The 18,916-nt window shown below is 63.3% G+C and carries 10 protein-coding genes and 1 pseudogene; 4 read left to right on the forward strand and 7 right to left on the reverse strand.

What is annotated here, in order from left to right; genetic code table 11:
- Positions 1-34: 34 nt before the first annotated feature.
- Positions 35-3,714, reverse strand: a pseudogene (locus V1288_RS28845) (YhdP family protein).
- Positions 3,715-3,942: 228 nt separating this feature from the next.
- On the opposite strand from V1288_RS28845, the gene V1288_RS28850 reads away from it, so the two are divergent.
- From V1288_RS28850 to V1288_RS28860, 3 genes are all read left to right on the forward strand, one after another.
- Positions 3,943-4,716: a peroxiredoxin gene (locus tag V1288_RS28850; protein ID WP_334360248.1), complete on the forward strand. Its 774-nt coding sequence runs from the start codon at positions 3,943-3,945 to the stop codon at positions 4,714-4,716.
- Positions 4,717-4,817: 101 nt separating this feature from the next.
- On the forward strand, positions 4,818-6,173 hold the full coding sequence (locus tag V1288_RS28855; protein ID WP_334360249.1) for a peptidoglycan DD-metalloendopeptidase family protein: 1,356 nt from the start codon (positions 4,818-4,820) through the stop codon (positions 6,171-6,173).
- Between the two features lie 233 nt (positions 6,174-6,406).
- Positions 6,407-6,856, forward strand: coding sequence for an SRPBCC family protein (locus V1288_RS28860; protein ID WP_334360250.1), 450 nt, complete (start codon positions 6,407-6,409; stop codon positions 6,854-6,856).
- Between the two features lie 41 nt (positions 6,857-6,897).
- Here V1288_RS28860 and V1288_RS28865 read toward each other — a convergent pair whose 3' ends face one another.
- Entirely contained in the window at positions 6,898-8,121 is a 1,224-nt protein-coding gene (locus tag V1288_RS28865) for an ABC transporter substrate-binding protein (protein WP_334360251.1), read from the reverse strand.
- A gap of 176 nt (positions 8,122-8,297) precedes the next feature.
- On the opposite strand from V1288_RS28865, the gene V1288_RS28870 reads away from it, so the two are divergent.
- Entirely contained in the window at positions 8,298-10,448 is a 2,151-nt protein-coding gene (locus V1288_RS28870) for a carbamoyltransferase C-terminal domain-containing protein (protein WP_334360252.1), read from the forward strand.
- 1 nt (position 10,449) lies between these two features.
- Here V1288_RS28870 and V1288_RS28875 read toward each other — a convergent pair whose 3' ends face one another.
- The 5 genes from V1288_RS28875 to V1288_RS28895 form a co-directional block, all read right to left on the reverse strand.
- Positions 10,450-11,355, reverse strand: coding sequence for a DMT family transporter (locus V1288_RS28875; protein ID WP_334360253.1), 906 nt, complete (start codon positions 11,353-11,355; stop codon positions 10,450-10,452).
- 73 nt (positions 11,356-11,428) lie between these two features.
- Positions 11,429-12,298, reverse strand: coding sequence for an NAD(P)-dependent oxidoreductase (locus V1288_RS28880; RefSeq protein WP_334360254.1), 870 nt, complete (start codon positions 12,296-12,298; stop codon positions 11,429-11,431).
- A gap of 3 nt (positions 12,299-12,301) precedes the next feature.
- A protein-coding gene (gene prfB / locus V1288_RS28885) for a peptide chain release factor 2 (protein ID WP_334360255.1) occupies positions 12,302-13,433 on the reverse strand; the annotation gives its coding sequence in 2 pieces (ribosomal slippage) (positions 12,302-13,363 and positions 13,365-13,433; 1,131 coding nt in all).
- Positions 13,434-13,585: 152 nt separating this feature from the next.
- On the reverse strand, positions 13,586-16,075 hold the full coding sequence (locus V1288_RS28890; RefSeq protein ID WP_334361430.1) for a penicillin-binding protein 1A: 2,490 nt from the start codon (positions 16,073-16,075) through the stop codon (positions 13,586-13,588).
- 170 nt (positions 16,076-16,245) lie between these two features.
- A complete protein-coding gene (locus V1288_RS28895; RefSeq protein ID WP_334360256.1) occupies positions 16,246-18,744 on the reverse strand; it encodes a penicillin-binding protein 1A in 2,499 nt (832 codons plus the stop codon).
- Positions 18,745-18,916 lie beyond the last annotated feature (172 nt).

Below are 18,916 nucleotides of genomic sequence, written 5' to 3' on the forward strand. Positions count from 1 at the left end.
AACGCGCAGCGCGACCGGTCGCAGCGCGGCTTGACTAGTTGTTCGGCGGAAATTCGATCGGGGTGTTCTGCTTGCCGGTGTTGAACTCCATGATCTTTCGCGTCACGCCGGGAAAGATCGCCGAAATCGGATTGACGCGCAGCACGGGCTGGCCCGGCGTGCCCACGACCTCATAGGTCACGCCGATCAGGCCTTCATTGTTGCCGTTGCCGAGGAACAGGCCGAGCACCGGAATCTGGCCGAACATGTTGTTCAGTCCGTACATCGGAACGAAAGTGCCGCTCATCCGAACCTGATTGGCGACGGTATCGATGCTGCCTTCGATGGTCGCCCCGACCATCGGTCCCTTTACGACACCATCGCGGATCGCGAGCTGTCCATTCTGCCGGGTGAACTCGGCGCGCAACGCCGTAAAGGAAACCCCGCTCTGCGTGCCGGTAGAACCACCTGCGGCCACGCGGTCGAGCGAAGCCTCGCCCTTGATAGAAAAGTCGCGGACGTTGATCAGGCCGTCCTTGGCGCTGGGTTCAACCGTTGGCGGCTCCAGCGCAAGGGACAATTGTCCGCCAATCACCTTGGAGTACATGTCGGTGAAGCGGAAGAAAGCCCCCGCATCGTTGGTCTGCAGGATGATGACGTCCCGGCCCTGCCCCTGTCCACGGCCGCGCAAATCGGCCGTCACCGACGTGTCGCGTCCGACCTTGCCGGAGAGCGTGAAGTTTTTCACGATGCCGTTGCGGCGGGAGAACTTGCTATCGACGCTGCGCAACGCTTCGCCGTTGAAGCCCGCCACCGCGCCGAGCTTGACGTCGATGTCGAGGTCGATGTTCCTGGACTTGCTCTTGGGATCGGCCTCCTTGCCTGAGATCGCCGATTTGAGGAAGCCGCGGCCGTCGAACACGTCGCCGCGCATCGTGACCTTCACGACGCCGTCGGCGCCGCGTTCAGCCTTCAGCGTGGTCTTGTCGCCGTCCGACGGTGCATAGACCGGGAAGTTCGCGCTCAACAGCTCGCCATTCTGGTCAACTTCCAGCGATCCCTTGATCGAAACGCCGCCGCCTTCGACCACGATATCCTGGAACAACGTCGACTGTTCCTTTTTCACCACGTTGAACGTCGCCTTGCCCGACTTGCCGGGCAGCTTGACCCATCCGGGCAGGATGTTGTCGAGACGCAGGGAGGTCAGATCGGCCTCGATGCCGACGCGGCTGTCGTTCTCGCCGATCTTGCCGATCACCTTGATCGGGATGGAGCCGCTGACGGCAGATCCGAGATCGATCCCGAGGCGTGCGCGGCTGGCGTCGTCCAACGTCGCCTGCAGCCTGATGTCGGCGTCGCCCTCGTTCAGCTTGCGGTAGTCGAGCGAGGCCGGCTGCCCGTTGATCTTGACGTCGCCCTTGACCTGGTAGCCCGTGTTGTTGGCGACCAGCTTAAGCGCATTGGATTCCAGTTTCTGGTTCATCACGAGCTTGTCGGCGGCAAACCCGGAGAGATCGGCCGTGACGGCGTAGGTGGTGTCGGCCTTGGTCATTGAGCCCTTGACCGGCATACCCATCGTAATGGAGGCGGTGAGGTTGCCCTTGCTGGAATTCGGATCGATCAAGGTGCCGGAGACGTCGCTGAGGCGGTCCGAGGCGAGAATCTCTGCGGCGGCCGGCACCGGAGCATCGACCCTGAACTTCACCCGCGAGGGCGACGGCTTCGGCGCCATGTCCGGCACTTCGAACGTGAAATCCGAAATGTTGATCTTGCGCCCGGCCGGCGTATCGGCGATGCCCTGTCCGATGGTCACTGTCGCGGTGCGGCCGGTGACCCGCGCCTTCAAGTCGGCATCACGAACCGATGGCATTTCATCCACTGGGCGAACCGTGACGCCGGAGGCCACGATGTTGACGGCGAGACCATCATCCGGAATCGGCGGCCCCTTGCGCGACAGATTACGCACCGGCGAGTTGACGCCGACCTCGATGCGCTGAAGCGTACCCTTTTCGATCCGCTCGATCACCCATTCGCGCACTTCGGGCACGATCAGGATCGGCCACATCCGCTTCAGTGCGGATGCCGACATCGGCGTGCCCGCGAAACCAAGTTGCAGCCGCGCCTCGTTCGCATAGTCGATGCTGCCGGTGCCGGCGATGCCGATCTCGCCGTTGCTGATATCGGCCTGGGTGAGCAGCACGCGCTTCCGGTCGGTGTCGAACTTCAGCCCGATCGCGATGCGATTGAAGATCAGCGGCGGGGTTCGTTGTCGGTGCCGGCCAGCAGGATCGTGCCGCCGCTAAGGCCCGCCTGCCATTCGGTGGTCGCGCCGTTCGGCGGTTCGAGATGGCCCAGTAACGTAATCCGGTTCGCGCCGGAAACGATCTTGAAGGGCGCCACCAGCACGCGCCGTCCGGCGTCCCATTCGACGCTCATCTCTGCCGAATCGATCGCCATCGGATAGTCGGGCGTATCGGTGTCAATGAGGTTTCCGGCGCCGGCGGTGATCTTGCCGCGGAAATAGGTCGGCAGGCCGTCGCGGCCCAATTCGCCCTTCAACTCGCCGGAGAGCGGCAATTCCGCGCTGTAGGTCAGGTCCTTGACCCGCATCGCCAGCAGGATGTTGGCAGCCGGTACCTTGTCGGCGCGAAGGTCGACCGACCGCACGCCGTTCTGCTGCGGACCGACCACGACCTTGAGCGACCACGGGCGCGCGCCCTCCTCGCCCAGGCTCACCGCGACCCCGCCGCCGCTCGGCCGGCGCATGCTGAGGCTGATATTATCGAACGTCCATTTGTTGCCGCGCTGCTGGTCGTCGACGACGAGATTGCCGTTCTTCAGGCCGATCTCGTTCAGATTCTGGCCGTCAAGGCCGGTGAGGCTGAGGCTGTCGAGCCAGTCGAGGCCGGCCAGCAGTCCGTTCTGCGTCGTGTCGGGAGCCGTCGCAACAGCACCCTGCGCGGGTGCAGGCGCCTGGCGCGGGAATGTCGGCGCCATGCCGGCGTCGCGCTTGGAGGCGACGCCTGTCGCCAGCGGCTTGGCGGTGTCGCCGGCGGACACCGTCACCTGACCATCCGGCGTGATTCGCACAGCTAGTTCGGCGTCGACCAGATTGAGGCTTTCGGCGCGCAGCCGCCCCATCAGAAGCGCCGTGCCGGATAGTTTCACCTCGGCCTTCGGCGCGGTGGCAACGATGACCTGGTCACGGTCGCGCACCACGATGTCGCGGATGCGCACCGCGATTCGAATCCGCCCGGCCCGCTCGATCTGCGTACCGCCGACCGCAACCGTGTTGCCGTGGCCGATGTTGTCCTCGATCGCGGCCGCAAGCCATGGCGTGGCCACGTCGAGATTGATCGGCCCGGCGCCGAGGCGCCACCACAGCCCGCCGAAGCAGCCGGTGAAAATTACTGCCAGCACGCCGATCACAATCGCCAGGCGCTTGACCCAGCGTTCGCCGGTCAGCCAGCGCTGCAGCGCTGCAAACCGGTCTCCCGCCCGGTGAAATCCGGAATCGGAATGCGACAACAGCCGCCGCGCACGCGAGCGCGCCGCCTCATCGGGCTCTTGATCCCAGCCGGCCGCATCGTCCCACTGCGAGATGTGGGCCTCGGCACGCGGATTCGACCCCTTGGGCGAAGTGTTGCTAGCCATTGCCTCTCGGTGCCGGCACTGAGGTTGATCGCCGCCAAGGGCTCGCTCTTCGATCGTTATCGAGCGCTCCTGTGCCGGCATCGCTGCCAATCCTCGATTAATACTGTTACTCGTGGTCGGGCCCAAGGGTTGATTCAAGGGTTGACTGGGCGGCCCCATCGACGAGCGGACGGGTGTTGCGTCGAATTCCTTGTAACCATACTCCGGGGTCATCAAACTTGCCCAGCAGCCGGAGCGAATCCGACGATCAAGGGCGAGACCCGCAATACCTTAATGGTTGATCTGCGGAAAGCGACGAAAGGAAGGCGTATGTCCAAGAAAACGCGCAAGAAATCCTCCAAGCCATCCCCCGAAAGCCGCAAGACGCCCGCCCAAAAACCAGTCTTGGCCAAGACACCCAGCAAGCCCCCCGGCAAGGCCGCTCGCCGCAGCGGGACCACATCGGCCAAAAAGCCTGCAGCCAAGCTAGCCAGCAAGGCAGCCAAAACCGCCACCAAGACGGCCGCCAGGAAATCGGACAAGGCGGCCAAAACCACGTCAGCAAAAGCCTCGCACAAGCCGACATCGAAACAGTTAATAAAATCCAATCTATCGGACGCGCCCAAACCGGCTGCCGGAACCGGACTTGTCGAAGGCGCGATGGCTCCCCCCTTCAGCCTGCCCCGCGACGGCGGCGGCAGCGTCTCGCTGGCTGACTATACGGGCAAGAAACTGGTGCTGTTCTTTTACCCCCGCGCCGACACCCCCGGCTGCACGCGGGAAGCGATCGACTTCACGCGTCTCAAGGACGCGTTTGCCGACGAGGGAGCCGCGGTGCTCGGCGTCTCGGCAGACACCATAAAAGCCCAGGAGTCCTTCCGTACGAAGCACCAGCTTTCAGTTCCTCTGATCTCGGATGAGCAACATGAGATGCTGGAGGCCTACGGCGCCTGGGGCGAAAAATCGATGTACGGCAGGAACTTCATGGGAATCATTCGAACGACGGTTGTGATCGGCGCCGATGGACGGATTGCCAAGATCTGGCGCAATGTGCGGGTCGACGGCCATGCCGACGAGGTGCTGGCTGCCGTCCGCGCCATCTGATTTGGCAGGTTCCATTTCCCAAAAATTAACCATGAAAGGGTCAAATCGGCCCCGCAAATTGAGCCGTACGGAACTCATCTCCGACCGGCGCGGGAGTGCCGATGTCGTACCGTTCCGGTCATCATTATTCCGACTACCACCATCCTCACGACCATGGCAGGACGCCGCCCCACCGTCCCGCCCCCTCCGCGGCAAAGGCCGCAGCGATAGACGGCGACGGCTACACCATCGTGCATGCCGGCAAGCAGGTCCGGCTCGGCCCCGTCCTGTTCTGGATCGTTGTCGGCACGATCGTGTTGCTCGGCATGTGGTCGGCGGCGACCGCCACCTATTTCGCGTTTCGCGACGATGTCCTGACCCGGCTGATCGCCCGTCAGGCCGAGATGCAATATGCCTATGAAGATCGCATCGCGGAGCTGCGCGCCAAGGTGGACCGCACCACCAGCCGCCAGTTGCTCGATCAGGAACAGTTCGACCAGAAGCTCGACCAGATCATGCGCCGCCAGACCGCGCTCGAATCGCGCGCCACTGCACTTGGCGCGATCCCGGACGCCGCGGCTACCGGTTCTGTTCGCCCGCCGGGCCGTGGCGCGGCGGCAGAGACGCCGGCTTCCGGTTCTCTAAAACCCTCCCCGATCAGCGACACCGTGATCTTCGTGGCGCCGCCGGATCGCGAAGCGCGGCTGGAATCGCGCGCGCCCACCATCGTCAAGCCGCAGCCAAATCAGTTTGCCAAGGTTCAGGGCTTCGACAACGTTTTGGTCCGCCTGCAGACCTCCCTCGACTCCGTCGAGCGGCGCCAGATGGCGGCACTGACCGCGGTCGAGGACAGCATGGAATCGCGCGTCCGCCGGATGCGCGGCGTATTCACCGATCTCGGCCTCGACATGGCGCAACTCCAAGCGGCGACGCCGCGCTCGGCCATCGGCGGCCCGTTCGTGCCGGTGAAGCTTTCGGCCGATGCCGGCGCATTCGAGCGCCAGCTCTACCGGATCAGCATCGCGCGCTTCCAGATGCAGCGTCTCAACGCGACGCTGGCACTGGTGCCCTACCGCAAGCCGGTTATCGGCGAGGTCGAATTCACCTCGGGCTTTGGCGTCCGCAGCGATCCCTTCCTCGGCCGCCCGGCCATGCACACCGGCCTCGATTTCCGTGCCGCCACCGGCGATCCCGTCCGCGTCACCGCGAACGGCAAGGTCGTATCGTCGGGTTGGATGGGCGGCTATGGCCGCATGGTGGAGGTCGACCACGGCAATGGGTTGTCGACCCGTTACGGCCACCTGTCGGAAATTCACGTCAGGGTCGGCGACGTCGTCAGGATCGGCCAGGTGATCGGCGCCGTCGGCTCCACCGGCCGCTCCACCGGTCCGCACCTGCACTATGAAACGCGCATCGACGGCGATGCCGTCGACCCGCAAAAGTTTTTGCGCGCGGGCGTCAGGCTCAGCGCGGGCTAGCATCGCGCCGTCAGAACCGACTTGCTCGCTTGTCGATCGCGCGCGGGGTATTCCCTCTATTTTATCCTTGCAGTTCCACAGTCACCTAAAACGGAACCGGCTCGCGCCGGCGCCGGTGAATTTTTTGGCCCGATGTCGGCTCGCAGGGAGGCCAGGCGTCCTTGTAGCAGAGACGGAGCCAACCCAACCAAATCCCGCGATATACTCCGCTCGGTAATGGAGAAAATAACGTCATGTCCCAAGGCAATACCGTTCGTTTGCATCGTGTCCTCGCCACCAAGCCGGAGAAGGTTTTCCGCGCCTTCCTCGATGCGGAAGCCATGGCCAAGTGGCTGCCGCCCTATGGCTTCACCTGCAAGGTTCACCATTTCGAGGCGAAGGTTGGCGGCACATTCAGGATGTCGTTCACGAATTTCACCACGAACTCAGGCCATTCGTTCGGCGGAGAATATCTGGAAATCGTGCCCAATGAGCGTATCCGCTACACCGATCGTTTCGACGATCCCAATTTGCCTGGCCTCATTGAGGTCACTGTGACCCTGAAAGCGGTTTCGGTCGGAACCGAGATCCACATCGAACAGACGAACTTGCCGACGGTAATTCCGGTCGAAGCCTGCTATCTCGGCTGGCAACAGTCGCTCGCCCAGCTCGCATTGCTCGTGGAGCCGGATATTCCGGGATAGTGACGGTCGAGGGGAGGCACCACGCTGTGGTGCCTTGTCCTCTAATGCCCGACCTCGCCGGTGATGACGTCGCCGAAAACTTCCCACGCTTCGCCGTTGAATTTCATCAACTGCATCTGCTCGATCGGAAAGAAGTCGTTGGCGGCCGTGTTGATCCTGATGCCGGGCAGCAGCACCTCGCTGGTGAAATCCTTCAGGCTTGCGGCCTGCTTCATCACGTTCTCCCGGGTGAGATTGTCGCCGCACTGCTTCAGCACCTGCACCATGGTCTGTGCCGTCGCATAGCCGTAGATATTGTTGGCGTTGGTCTTGTCGCCGTCAGGGAAATATTTGTCCATGAACGCAAGCCAGCTCTTGATGCCCGGGTCGTCCTTCCACAATGGATCGGTCGGATCCTTCAGATATGCGGTTGAAATGATGCCTTTCGAATTATCGAGGCCGGCCGGCTTGAGAACGGCAGCGACCGAGGTCGAGACATTGCCGAGGAAATAGACCGGCTTCCAGCCGAGCTCGGCGACCTTGCGGATCGCCTGCGCCGCGCCCTTCGGCGCCGCCCAGGTCATCATGATGTCGGCACCCGAATCCTTCAGCGCGACGATCTGCGAATCGATGGTGGGATCGGAGACCTCGTAGGATTTGTCGGCAATGATCATGCTGGCCTTGTCGCCAAGGCCGTCGCGCAAGCCCTTCATCTGGTCCTTGCCGGCATCGTCATTCTGCCAGAGCGCCGCGATCTTGGCGTTTGGGAAATTCTTTCGGATGTAGGCGGCGTAGATCCGCCCCTCGCTCTGGTAATTCGGCTGCCAGCCCATCGTCCACGGAAAATTCTGCGGATCACCCCATTTGGTGGCGCCGGTCGCGACAAAGAGCTGCGGCACCTTCCTGGCGTTCATGTATTTCTGGATGGCGGAGTTCGACTGCGTGCCGAGCGGCTGGAAGATAAGGAGCACCTCGTCGCTTTCGACCAGCTTGCGCGCCTGCTCGACCGCCTTAGGCGGGCTGAAGGCGTCGTCATAGCTGATGAAATTGATCCTGCGGCCGTTGATGCCGCCCTCGGCGTTGATCTTGTTGAAATAGGCCGCCTGCGCCTTGCCGATCGTGCCGTAGGCCGACGCCGGGCCGCTATAAGGCATGATGTTGCCGATCTTGATTTCGGTATCACTGGCGCCGGGATCGTACTTCTTCTGCGCGGCGGCCGCGGTGGCAACCATTGCGGCGACGGCCAACGCTGTCAGGGCAACAAGGTTCTGCATGCGAACCGGCATCGGTTTCTCCCCCTTATTTTTTCAGTCTTGTTGCGGGCAAGTCTCGCAAGTCGCATCAACGCTTGCAAGCATGCGCTTATTCCGTATGACGAAACACCATTGTTGCCCAACAGCAATTGTGATTGATGCAGGTTCGCGTCATTCCCATGCGTGCAGGGCCCAGAGGTTGGACAGGGTTGAAACAGAACACACGAATTGGTCCGCGACATCCCAGGCTCGCTGCCGGCGGATTTCGCTTCGCGCGCTGGCTGGCGGCAAAAACCATGGGGCTTGCGGGATTTCACCAGCTCGGCTCGGAATTCGCCGATGCGCGGATCGCGCATGTGCGCGACAAGCTAGCGCGGGGCGAAACGGTCTATCTCGCTGGCCTCGGCGCACCCGGCACGCATAATTCGGGTCTGGCGCTGGTTGAGGTGACGCAGGCGGACGGGCCACGGCTGATCGTCAACAACGAGGAAGAGCGCTTTTCGGGCAACAAGCACACGACGGAATATCCGGAACTGTCGATCGACGCGGCGGTGGCGACGCTGCGGGAGATGGGCCGCGATATCGGCGATATCGATGCCTGGCTCACGAGCTGGGATTACCCGACGCTCGCCGGCACGCTGGCGCGCTCGGTGATCGAGGAACTGCCGCAGAGTTTCAAGCTCGTGCGTACCACCGAGGCTGCCGGCTTCGACGGCCGCCGCCTCGACCAGATGACGCGGACGCCAAAAATCCTCGCCCGCCAGCTCGGGGTTGCCGAGCGCGTGCCGCTGATCTGCCTGCCGCATCACGACAACCACGCCTGGTTTTCCTACGCCGCCTCGCCGTTTGCCGACGATGGCGAGCCGACGGCGATTGCGGTGCTCGACGGCACCGGCGATCAGGGGTCGATCTCGCTCTATGTGGTCGAGGATGGCGCGATGCGCCGGCTCTACTGCAACGACAGCATGTTCGATTCACTCGGCGCGTTCTACAGCGTGATCTCGTCGACGCAAGGAGGCTGGACCTGGCTTTCCAGCGAGGGCCGCTATATGGGCGCCGCCGCGTGGGGCGACATGGACCGCGCCAGCAATCGATACTATGCGCGGTTGCGCGACGTCTTGCATTTCGGCAGCGATGGCGAAGTTCGGCTCAACCGCGCGATGGCCCACTGGTATTGCGACCCCTTCGATCATCCCTACAAGCAGGCACTCACCGAGTTACTCGGCAAACCGCTCAAGCCGGACCAACTCTGGAATCCGGATGCGGTGCTGCGTGTCGAGGACATCCATCACCGCCCCGACACCAAAGACCGCCTCGACAAGGCGGCCGCGACCCAACTGGTGTTCGAGGACGCCATGATCCACGTTGTCGATCATTTGTTGCGCACGACCGGCGCCAACCGGCTGGTATTGACCGGCGGCGTCGCGCTGAACGCGGTCGGCAATATGCGGCTGCTCGAACATTTCGATCAGGCATGGTTCGCCCAAGCCCAGCAGCGCCACGCGCGGCTGCATCTGTGGGTGCCGCCGGTCCCCGGCGATGCCGGCGTCACCATCGGCGCCGCCTGGCTGTTTGCCCATCTCGCCGGCGCCCCGCGCGGCGCGCCGATGACGCATGCGTTCTATTGCGGCACGCCGCCATCGCAGGACGACATTGCGAGCGTGCTTGAGGCCGATGACATCGCCTCGCAACGCATCGGCGATATCTCGACGCCTGACGGCCTCGACGCGGTCGCCGACCTGATGGCATTCATGGTCGCGCAAAACGGTGTAATCGCGCTGTATCAAGGCGCGGCCGAAACCGGCCCCCGCGCACTCGGCCATCGCTCGATCCTCGCCAACCCCTGCGATCCCAAGGCGCGTGAGCGGCTCAACGAGCGCGTCAAATACCGCGAGGCCATTCGCCCGCTCGCGCCGATGGCAACGCTGGAGGCCGCCCAGGAATATTTCGAACTGCTGCCCGGCGCCTCGGATGCCGATTACAACGCCTATAATTACATGGTGCTGACGGCGCATTCGAAGCCGCACGCGCGCGAAAAGATCCCGGCCGTCATTCATGCCGATGGCACCGGCCGCATCCAGATCGTGCGCGCGGGCGACGATCCTCTCACCTACGCCTATCTGAAGGCGCTCGGCCGCCACATCGGCGTCGAACTGTCCGTCAACACATCCTTCAATGTCGCGGGTCCTATCGCCCAGAGCCCGCAGCAGGCGATCGACACGCTGCGCCGTTCCAAGGGACTCGATGTCGTGGTGCTGGTGGCAGGGGACGGCACGGTGACCGCAGCCTGGCATGGTGACGAGCGCGACAGCCGAAGGTTTACGGGCTGGTACTCGCAATGGAAGGCCCGTCGCGCGTAGCTTATCGCTGAAAGAACTTCAGCATGCGGCCGTCGATCAACAGCAGCGCGCTGCCGATCACCAGCGCGCCCGCAATTTCACGCGGCGAAATCTGCTCGCCGAGCACAAGCGAGCCGAGCAGGATGGCCGTAACAGGCACAAGCAGCGTCACCAGCATGACATTGGTGGCGCCTGAGCGCCGCAGCACCTGAAAGAAGACGATATAGGCCAGCGCCGTCGATAATGCGGCAAGACCGAGCACCGCGAACCATGTCACCGCGCCCGGTATCGGCAATTGCCACGGCCGCTCGAAAATGCCGGCGACGACAGCCATCATCAAGCTCGATGCCATTAATTGAAACGTGGCGGCAGCAAGCGGCGGCGAATCCGATAGCGCGCGGCGGGCTATCAGCGCCGAGATACCGTAGCTCAGCGCCGCCGCGAGGCACAGCAGGACGCCGAGCCCCTGCCCGCTGGCAAAGCCTACGCCGCTGCCGCGAAGGATCACGACGCCGACAAGGCCGACGATCACACCGGCCACACGCCTGATGATGAGCTTCTCCTCGCCCGCCGCCGCCATCACCGCCACCGTGAACAGCGGCGTGGTGGCATTGAGGATCGAAGCCAGCCCGCTCGGGATGTACATCTGTCCGGTGACGATCAGCGAGAACGGCAGTACATTGTTGAACAAGGCGACGAGGAAGAACGGCCTCCAGCCCATCCACCCCTTCGGAAACGGCAGTCGCTGCGCGCAAAGCACCGGCAGCAGGATCATGGCGGCCAGCAGCACGCGCAACAGCACGAGCGTGAAGGGCGGCAGTTCGCGTAGCACCACGCCATTGAAGAAGAACGATCCGCCCCACAGCACCGACAATGCGGCGAGCAACGCCCAGTCACGCGCATCGATCCGGCCGTCGCTGACTGTCATTTCGCAAGAACCTGATGAAATCGCACAACCAGCTAGGACGGACGCGCGTCGCCGTCCACCCGATTTCCGAAGGTTATTTCGACTGCGACACGATCTCGATCATCTTGCCTTCGTCATCGTCGGGCGCGCTTGCCTTCGCCTTCTCATAGGCGGCAAGCGCGGCGCGGCTGACAGGCACGCCGGGCAGCAGTGTTTCGGCCAGTGCCACGGCATAGGCCGCATCCTTATGGCGAAGCGCCGCAGTGAACGACGCGCCGGAGAAATCGCGCGCGACCATGCGTTTGGAATGGCGGATCACCTGCGGGCTCGCCACCGCGCCGGTCGAGAGCGCCTCCGCCACCAGGTTCATGTCGAGCCCGGCCTGCTCGGCCATGGCAATGCCTTCGGCGAGGCTAGCAATCTGCACCGCGCCCATCATGTTGTTGATCAGCTTGAAGACCGTGCCGGTGCCGACCGCGCCGAAGTGCCTGATCACGTCGCCGATCGGCGCCAGATAGGGTTTCGCGCGATCGAGATCGGCAGGTTCAGCGCCAACGAGCAAGGTCAACTTGCCGGCGGCCGCCGCTTGCGGCAGGCCGGTGACGGGACAATCGATATAGATCAGGCCGCGCCCGCGCAGCTCGCGCGCCATGTCGAGCGCATGCTGATGCGAGACCGTCGAGCATTCGATCGCGAGGCTGCCCGCTTTCATCGTTGCAGCCGCGCCATCCTTGCCGAGCCAGACGGCACGCGATGCCTCGTCGTCCGCGACCATGGTCACGACGGCATCGGCGCCGTTAGCAGCGTCGGCCGGCGACGAGGCCCAGCGCGCGCCGCGCGCGATCAAATCTTCCGCTTTTGCCTTGCTGCGATTCCACACCGCAACGGCACAACCTGCATCGAGATAGCGGCCGGCCATGCCGTGGCCCATCCGCCCAAGCCCGATGAAGGCGACCTTTGTCATCGGCTAGTCCACATCCTCGACAGCGCCGGGCGCGGTGCCGAACGCGCGCTGCGCCAGGGTTGCCGCCATGAATTCGTCGAGGTCGCCGTCGAGCACACCTGATGTATCTGATGTCTGCACGCCGGTGCGCAGGTCTTTCACCATCTGGTAGGGCTGCAGCACGTAGGAGCGGATCTGGTGGCCCCAGCCGATGTCGGTCTTGGCGGCCTGATCGGCGGCGGCCTGCTCCTCGCGCCGCTTCAGTTCGATCTCGTAGAGCCGTGCGCGCAGCATGTCCCAGGCTTGCGCGCGGTTCTTGTGCTGTGAGCGGCCGGCCTGGCAGACCACGGCGACGCCGGTCGGAATATGCGTCAGCCGTACCGCGGACTCAGTCTTGTTGACGTGCTGCCCGCCGGCGCCGCCCGAGCGCATGGTGTCGGTGCGCACGTCCGATTCCTTGATGTCGATCTTGATCGAATCGTCAACCACCGGAAAAATTGCGACCGACGAAAACGAAGTGTGCCGGCGCGCGTTGGAATCGAACGGCGAGATCCGCACCAGGCGATGCACGCCCGCCTCCGTCTTCAGCCAGCCATAGGCATTGTGCCCGCTGATCTGGATGGTCGCGGATTTGAGGCCGGCTTCTTCACCGAGGGTTTCTTCCAGATATTCGATCTTGAAGCCGTGGTTCTCGGCCCAGCGCGTATACATGCGCAAGAGCATCGCGGCCCAGTCCTGGCTTTCGGTGCCGCCGGCACCGGCATGCACCTCGAGATAGGAATCGAACTTGTCGGCCTCGCCCGACAGCAGCGCTTCGAGCTCGCGGCGGGCGACTTCCTTCTTCAGGGCTTTCAGCGCGTTTTCGGCTTCGACCACCACGCCTTCATCGTTCTCGGCTTCGCCCAGCGCGATCATTTCGACATTGTCGTCGAGCTCACGCTCGACCTTGCCGATGCCCTCGAGCGCATCCACCAGCGAGGTGCGCTCCTGCATCAGCTTCTGGGCTTTCTGGGGATCGTTCCAGAGATTGGGATCTTCGGCGAGCTTGTTCAGCTCGGCGAGGCGAGCCGTCGATTTCTCGACGTCAAAGATGCCTCCTCAGCAGCCCGACTGACTGCTTGATCTCTTCTACGAGGCGTTCGACTTCGGCGCGCATGGTCTCTTCTGTCTGCGGCTGGAACCGCTACTGGTGGTCTTTTGTTGGACGCGTTTTCCTGGCGCGAACCGGTATCCACTTCGCTCGAAAACGCTTTGGCTTGCGAGGGATGTAGCGGCCTGCGCCGCAAAGCGCAATCCGCAAACCGGCTGCTAGTAAAGCCGGCCGGTTCCGGGACGCATGATATTGCTGGCATCGGGCGGGATTTCCTGTGGCACGCGCCCATCCTGGTCGGTAACGCCAACGAGGGAATAATTATCCGGCGGCGCGGTGCCCGGCTTGAAGGCTTCCAGGATGGTGCGGCCGCCCTCGCCCGGGTTGGGGCGCATGCCGCTCTTGGCATCGATACGGACCAGCCTGATGCCGGCGGGAATCTTGAACGGCGTCGCCGGCTTGTCCGCGAGCGCGAGCTTCATGAACTCTTTGACGATCGGAGCGGCGGTATGGCCGCCTTGCGCCGCCCTGCCCAGGCTGCGGGGCTTGTCGTAGCCAAGATAGAGACCGACGACGAGATCCGGCGAAAAGCCGATGAACCAGACGTCTTTTCCATCGCTGGTGGTGCCGGTCTTGCCGGCGATCGGCTTGCCCACCTCGCGCATCACCGACGCCGTGCCGCCCTGCACCACCCCCTCCAGCATCGAGGTGATCTGATAGGCCGTCATCGAATCGAGCACCTGCTCCCTGCGGTCGACAAGCTGCGGCTCGGGCTGATTCTTCCAGCCGCCCGGCGCGTCGCAGCCGCGGCACTCGCGCGCATCATGTTTGAAAATCGTACGTCCGTAGCGGTCCTGGATGCGGTCGATCAGGGTCGGCTTCACCCGCCGGCCGCCGTTGGCGAACATCGAATACGCCGTGACCATCCGCATGACCGTGGTTTCGCCGGCGCCGAGCGCATAGGAAAGATAGTTCGGCAATTCCTCATAGACGCCGAAGCGTTTGGCATATTCACCGATCAAGGGCATGCCGACATCCTGCGCCAACCGCACCGTCACTGTGTTGACCGACCATTTGAGCGCTTCACGTAGGGTAATGGGGCCACGATAACTGCCAACCGAAAAGTTCTCCGGGCGCCAGACGCCGGCGCCCTGCCCCTGATCGATCTCGATCGGTCCGTCGACCATGATGGTCGCCGGGGTGTAGCCATTGTCCATCGCCGCCGAATAGACCAGCGGCTTGAACGTCGATCCCGGCTGTCGATAGGCCTGGGTCGCGCGATTGAACTGGCTCTGGTCGAACGAGAAGCCACCGACCATCGCGAGCACGCGGCCGGTCAACGGATCCATCGCGACCATGGCGCCGGACACTTCCGGCAATTGCCGCAGGCGATACTGGCCTTCAACTATATTGCCGTCCTTGATCAGCGGATCGGCGTAGATCACGTCGCCCGGGACAAGAATTTGCGAGACCGCGCCCGGCGCCTTGCCGCGAGCTGAGGCGGAAGCCGCCCTCGCCCATCGGACACCTTCCAGCGTGATGAGGCCGGTCTGCCGGTCCTTGGAGATCGCGCCTCCCAGTTCGCGGCTGGGCTGGAAACCGATGCGGGCCGACTGGTCGCTGGTCTCGAGTACCACGGCCATCCGCCACGGCGAGATGTCGCTGAGCGATTTGACTTCGGCGAGCTTGACGCCCCAGTCGCCGGAAATGTCGAGCTTGCTCATGGCTCCGCGCCAACCCTGGGCCTCGTCAAAGTTCACGAGGCCGGCGGCCACGGTCTTGCGCGCCATCACCTGCAGCTTCGGATCGAGCGTGGTGCGGACCGACAGGCCGCCTTCATAGAGTTTCTTTTCGCCGTAGCGCTCGAAGATGTCGCGCCGGACTTCTTCGGCGAAATACTCACCAGCAAAGATATGCGCGGCGTTGGACCGGCTGGTCACGACCAGCGGCTCCTTGCGCGCCTTGTCGGCATCGGCCTGCTTGATCCAGCCGTTTTCCAGCAGGCGGTCGATCACGTAATTGCGCCGCTCGACCGCGCGATCGCGGTTACGAACCGGGTGCAGCATGGCCGGCGCTTTTGGCAGCGCTGCCAGATACGAGGCTTCCGCAACCGTCAACTCGTTCACCGATTTGTCGAAATAGACCAGCGACGCCGCCGCGATGCCGTAGGCACCGAGGCCGAGATAGATTTCATTGAGATAGAGTTCGAGGATGCGGTCCTTGGAATAGGCGCGCTCGATGCGCATCGCCAGCAGGGCTTCCTTGATCTTGCGGGTGAAGGAAACTTCGTTGGTCAAAAGGAAGTTCTTCGCGACCTGCTGGGTGATTGTTGACGCACCTTGCGGGCGGCGATTGGAGCCAAAGTTCTGCGCATACACCACGGCCGCGCGCGCCATGCCGGTAAAGTCGATGCCGCCATGCTCGTAGAAGTTCTTGTCCTCGGCCGCCAGGAACGCGTTGGTGACGAGTTTTGGCATCGCCTGGATCGGCAAATAGAGGCGGCGTTCCTTGGAATACTCGCCGAGCAGCGCACCGTCAGATGCGTGCACGCGCGTCATCACCGGCGGTTCGTAATCCTGAAGCTGCGAGTAGTCGGGCAAGTCCCTGGAGAAATGCCAGATCGCGCCCGCGACACCGGCTACGCCGACCAGGAACACCACGGTCCCCGCGGCGAACAGGAAACCGAAAAACCGCACCAGCAAGCGCATCATCGACGCCCCGTTCCAACCCTTGCACCGCAACAGCCGGCGCTTGCCTTCGTATCCATCGGAGATTCCCTTTGCCCCGGCGCGGATCGCTCAGATCGGCCGGGTCCAATCATTTGTCTATCGCAATGTCCGAGAGATACGTCTTGAGGTTGTGAGCCTTCCGTGCGGGATCAGTAAAGCCCGCCGGTTCCGGGACGCATGATATTGCCGGCGTCGGGCTGGTACCCTTGCGGATATCCCTGCGGCATCCGGCCATCCGCATCGGCCACGCCGATGACCGAATAATTATCCGGCGGCGCGGTGCCCGGCTTGAAGGCTTCCAGAAGGCCGCCACTGCCCGGACCGGCGCGCATTCCGCTCTTGGGGTCGACGCGGACGAGCTTGATGCCGGCGGGTACCTTGAAGGGAATCGCGGGCTTGTCGGCGAGCGCGAGTTTCAGGAAGTCCTTGGCGATCGGCGCGGCCAGATGACCGCCGGTCATGCCGCGGCCGAGATTGCGCGGCTTGTCGAAGCCGACGTAGATGCCGACCACGAGGTCCGGCGAGAAGCCGATGAACCACGCATCCTTTTCATCGTTGGTGGTGCCGGTCTTGCCGGCGATCGGCTTGCCGACTTCCTTGACGACGGTCGCGGTGCCGGCCTGGACGACATATTCCATCATCGAGGTGATCTGGTAGGCCGTCATCGGATCGAGCACCTGCTCGCGGCGGTCGACGAGCTGCGGCTCGGCCTGATTCTTCCAGCCGCCGGGCGCGTCGCAGCCGCGACATTCGCGGGCGTCATGCTTGAAGATGGTATGGCCGTAGCGGTCCTGAATACGATCGATCAGCGTCGGCTTCACGCGGCGACCGCCATTGGCGAACATCGAATAGGCCGTCACCATTCGCATGACGGTGGTTTCGCCGGCGCCGAGCGCATAGGACAGATAGTTCGGCAGGTCGTCGTAGACGCCGAACCGTTTGGAATATTCGCCGATCAAGGGCATGCCGATGTCTTGCGCCAGCCGCACGGTCACGGTGTTCAGCGAATTCCGCAGCGCGTTGCGCAGCGTGACCGGTCCCTGGTACTTCCCCGACGAATAGTTTTCCGGACGCCAGACGCCGGCGCCCTGCCCCTGATCGATTTCAATGGGTGCGTCGACCACGACCGTCGACGGCGTGTAACCATTGTCCATCGCCGCCGAATAGACCAGCGGCTTGAACGACGAACCGGGCTGCCGATAAGCCTGCGTGGCGCGGTTGAACTGGCTCTGGTCGAACGAGAAGCCGCCGACCATCGCCAGCACGCGGCCGGTCCACGGATCCATCGCGACCATCGCGCCGGAAACTTCCGGCAACTGGCGCAGCCGATACTGACCCTCGACTGGCTTGCCCTCTTTGTCGAACAGCGGGTCGGCATAGATCACGTCGCCGGCCGCCAGAACTTGCGCCACCGAAGTCGGCGTCTTGCCCCTCGCAGGACCCGAGGCCGCCTTGGCCCAACGCACGCCCTCGAGCGTGATGATGCCGGTCTGCCTGACCTTGCTGACGGCGCCGCCGAGCTCGCGGCCCGGCTGGAAACCGATCCGCGCCGACTGGTCGGACGTCTCCAGCACCACAGCCATCCGCCAGGGCGAGATGTCGCCGAGCGATTTGACTTCGGCGAGCTTGACGCCCCAGTCGCCGGAAATATCGAGCTTCGAGGGCGCGCCGCGCCAGCCACTCGCCTCGTCATACTTGACGAGACCGGCGACCATGGCCTTGCGCGCCATGACCTGCATCTTCGGGTCGAGCGTGGCGCGGACCGACAATCCGCCCTCGTACAGTTTCTTTTCGCCGTAGCGCTCGAAAATGTCGCGCCGCACTTCCTCGGCGAAATATTCGCCGGCGAAGATATGCGCGCCGTTGCCGCGGCTGGTGACGTTGAGCTGTTCCTTGCGCGCCTTGTCGGCGTCGGCCTGCTTGATCCAGCCGTTTTCCAGCAGGCGATCGACCACGTAATTGCGCCGCTCGACCGCACGATCGCGGTTGCGAACCGGGTGCAGCACCGCGGGCGCCTTGGGCAACGCCGCCAGATAGGAGGCTTCCGCGATCGTGAGTTCGTTCACCGATTTGTCGAAATAGACCAGCGATGCGGCCGCGATGCCGTAGGCGCCAAGGCCGAGATAGATTTCGTTGAGATAGAGTTCGAGGATACGGTCCTTCGAATAGGCGCGCTCGATGCGCATTGCCAGCAAGGCTTCCTTGATCTTGCGGGTGAAGGAGACTTCGTTGGTCAGAAGGAAGTTCTTCGCGACCTGCTGAGTGATCGTCGAGGCGCCCTGCGGCCGCTTGTTGGAGCCGAAATTTTGCGCGTAGAGGACGGCCGCGCGCGCCATGCCGGTGAAGTCGATGCCGCCATGCTCGTAGAAGTTCTTGTCCTCGGCCGCTAGGAACGCGTTGATGACGAGCTTCGGTACCGCCTGGATCGGCAGATAAAGCCGGCGCTCCTTCGAATACTCGCCGAGCAGCGCACCGTCGGACGCGTGAACGCGCGTCATCACCGGGGGCTCGTAATCCTGAAGCTGGGAGTAGTCAGGCAAGTCCTTGGAGAAATGCCAGATCGCGCCCGCAACGCCGGCGACGCCAACCAGGAACACGACGGTTCCGGCAGCGAACAGGAAACCCAAAAACCGGACCAGCAAGCGCATTATCGAAGTTCCGTTCCAACCCTGTGCGCCGAAATCTGCGGCGGCTATCCTAACACGGCAATCTCGCCGAACGAGTTGCCGCTACGCGGTCGAACAATAAAAGGTCCGGCGGACAATTTTGACCGATGCCGAAGACCTGCAGTCGATTTTCTATACCGTTGCCGCTGTGGCC

The organism is Bradyrhizobium sp. AZCC 2176, assembly GCF_036924645.1.
Classification (GTDB): Bacteria; Pseudomonadota; Alphaproteobacteria; order Rhizobiales; family Xanthobacteraceae; genus Bradyrhizobium.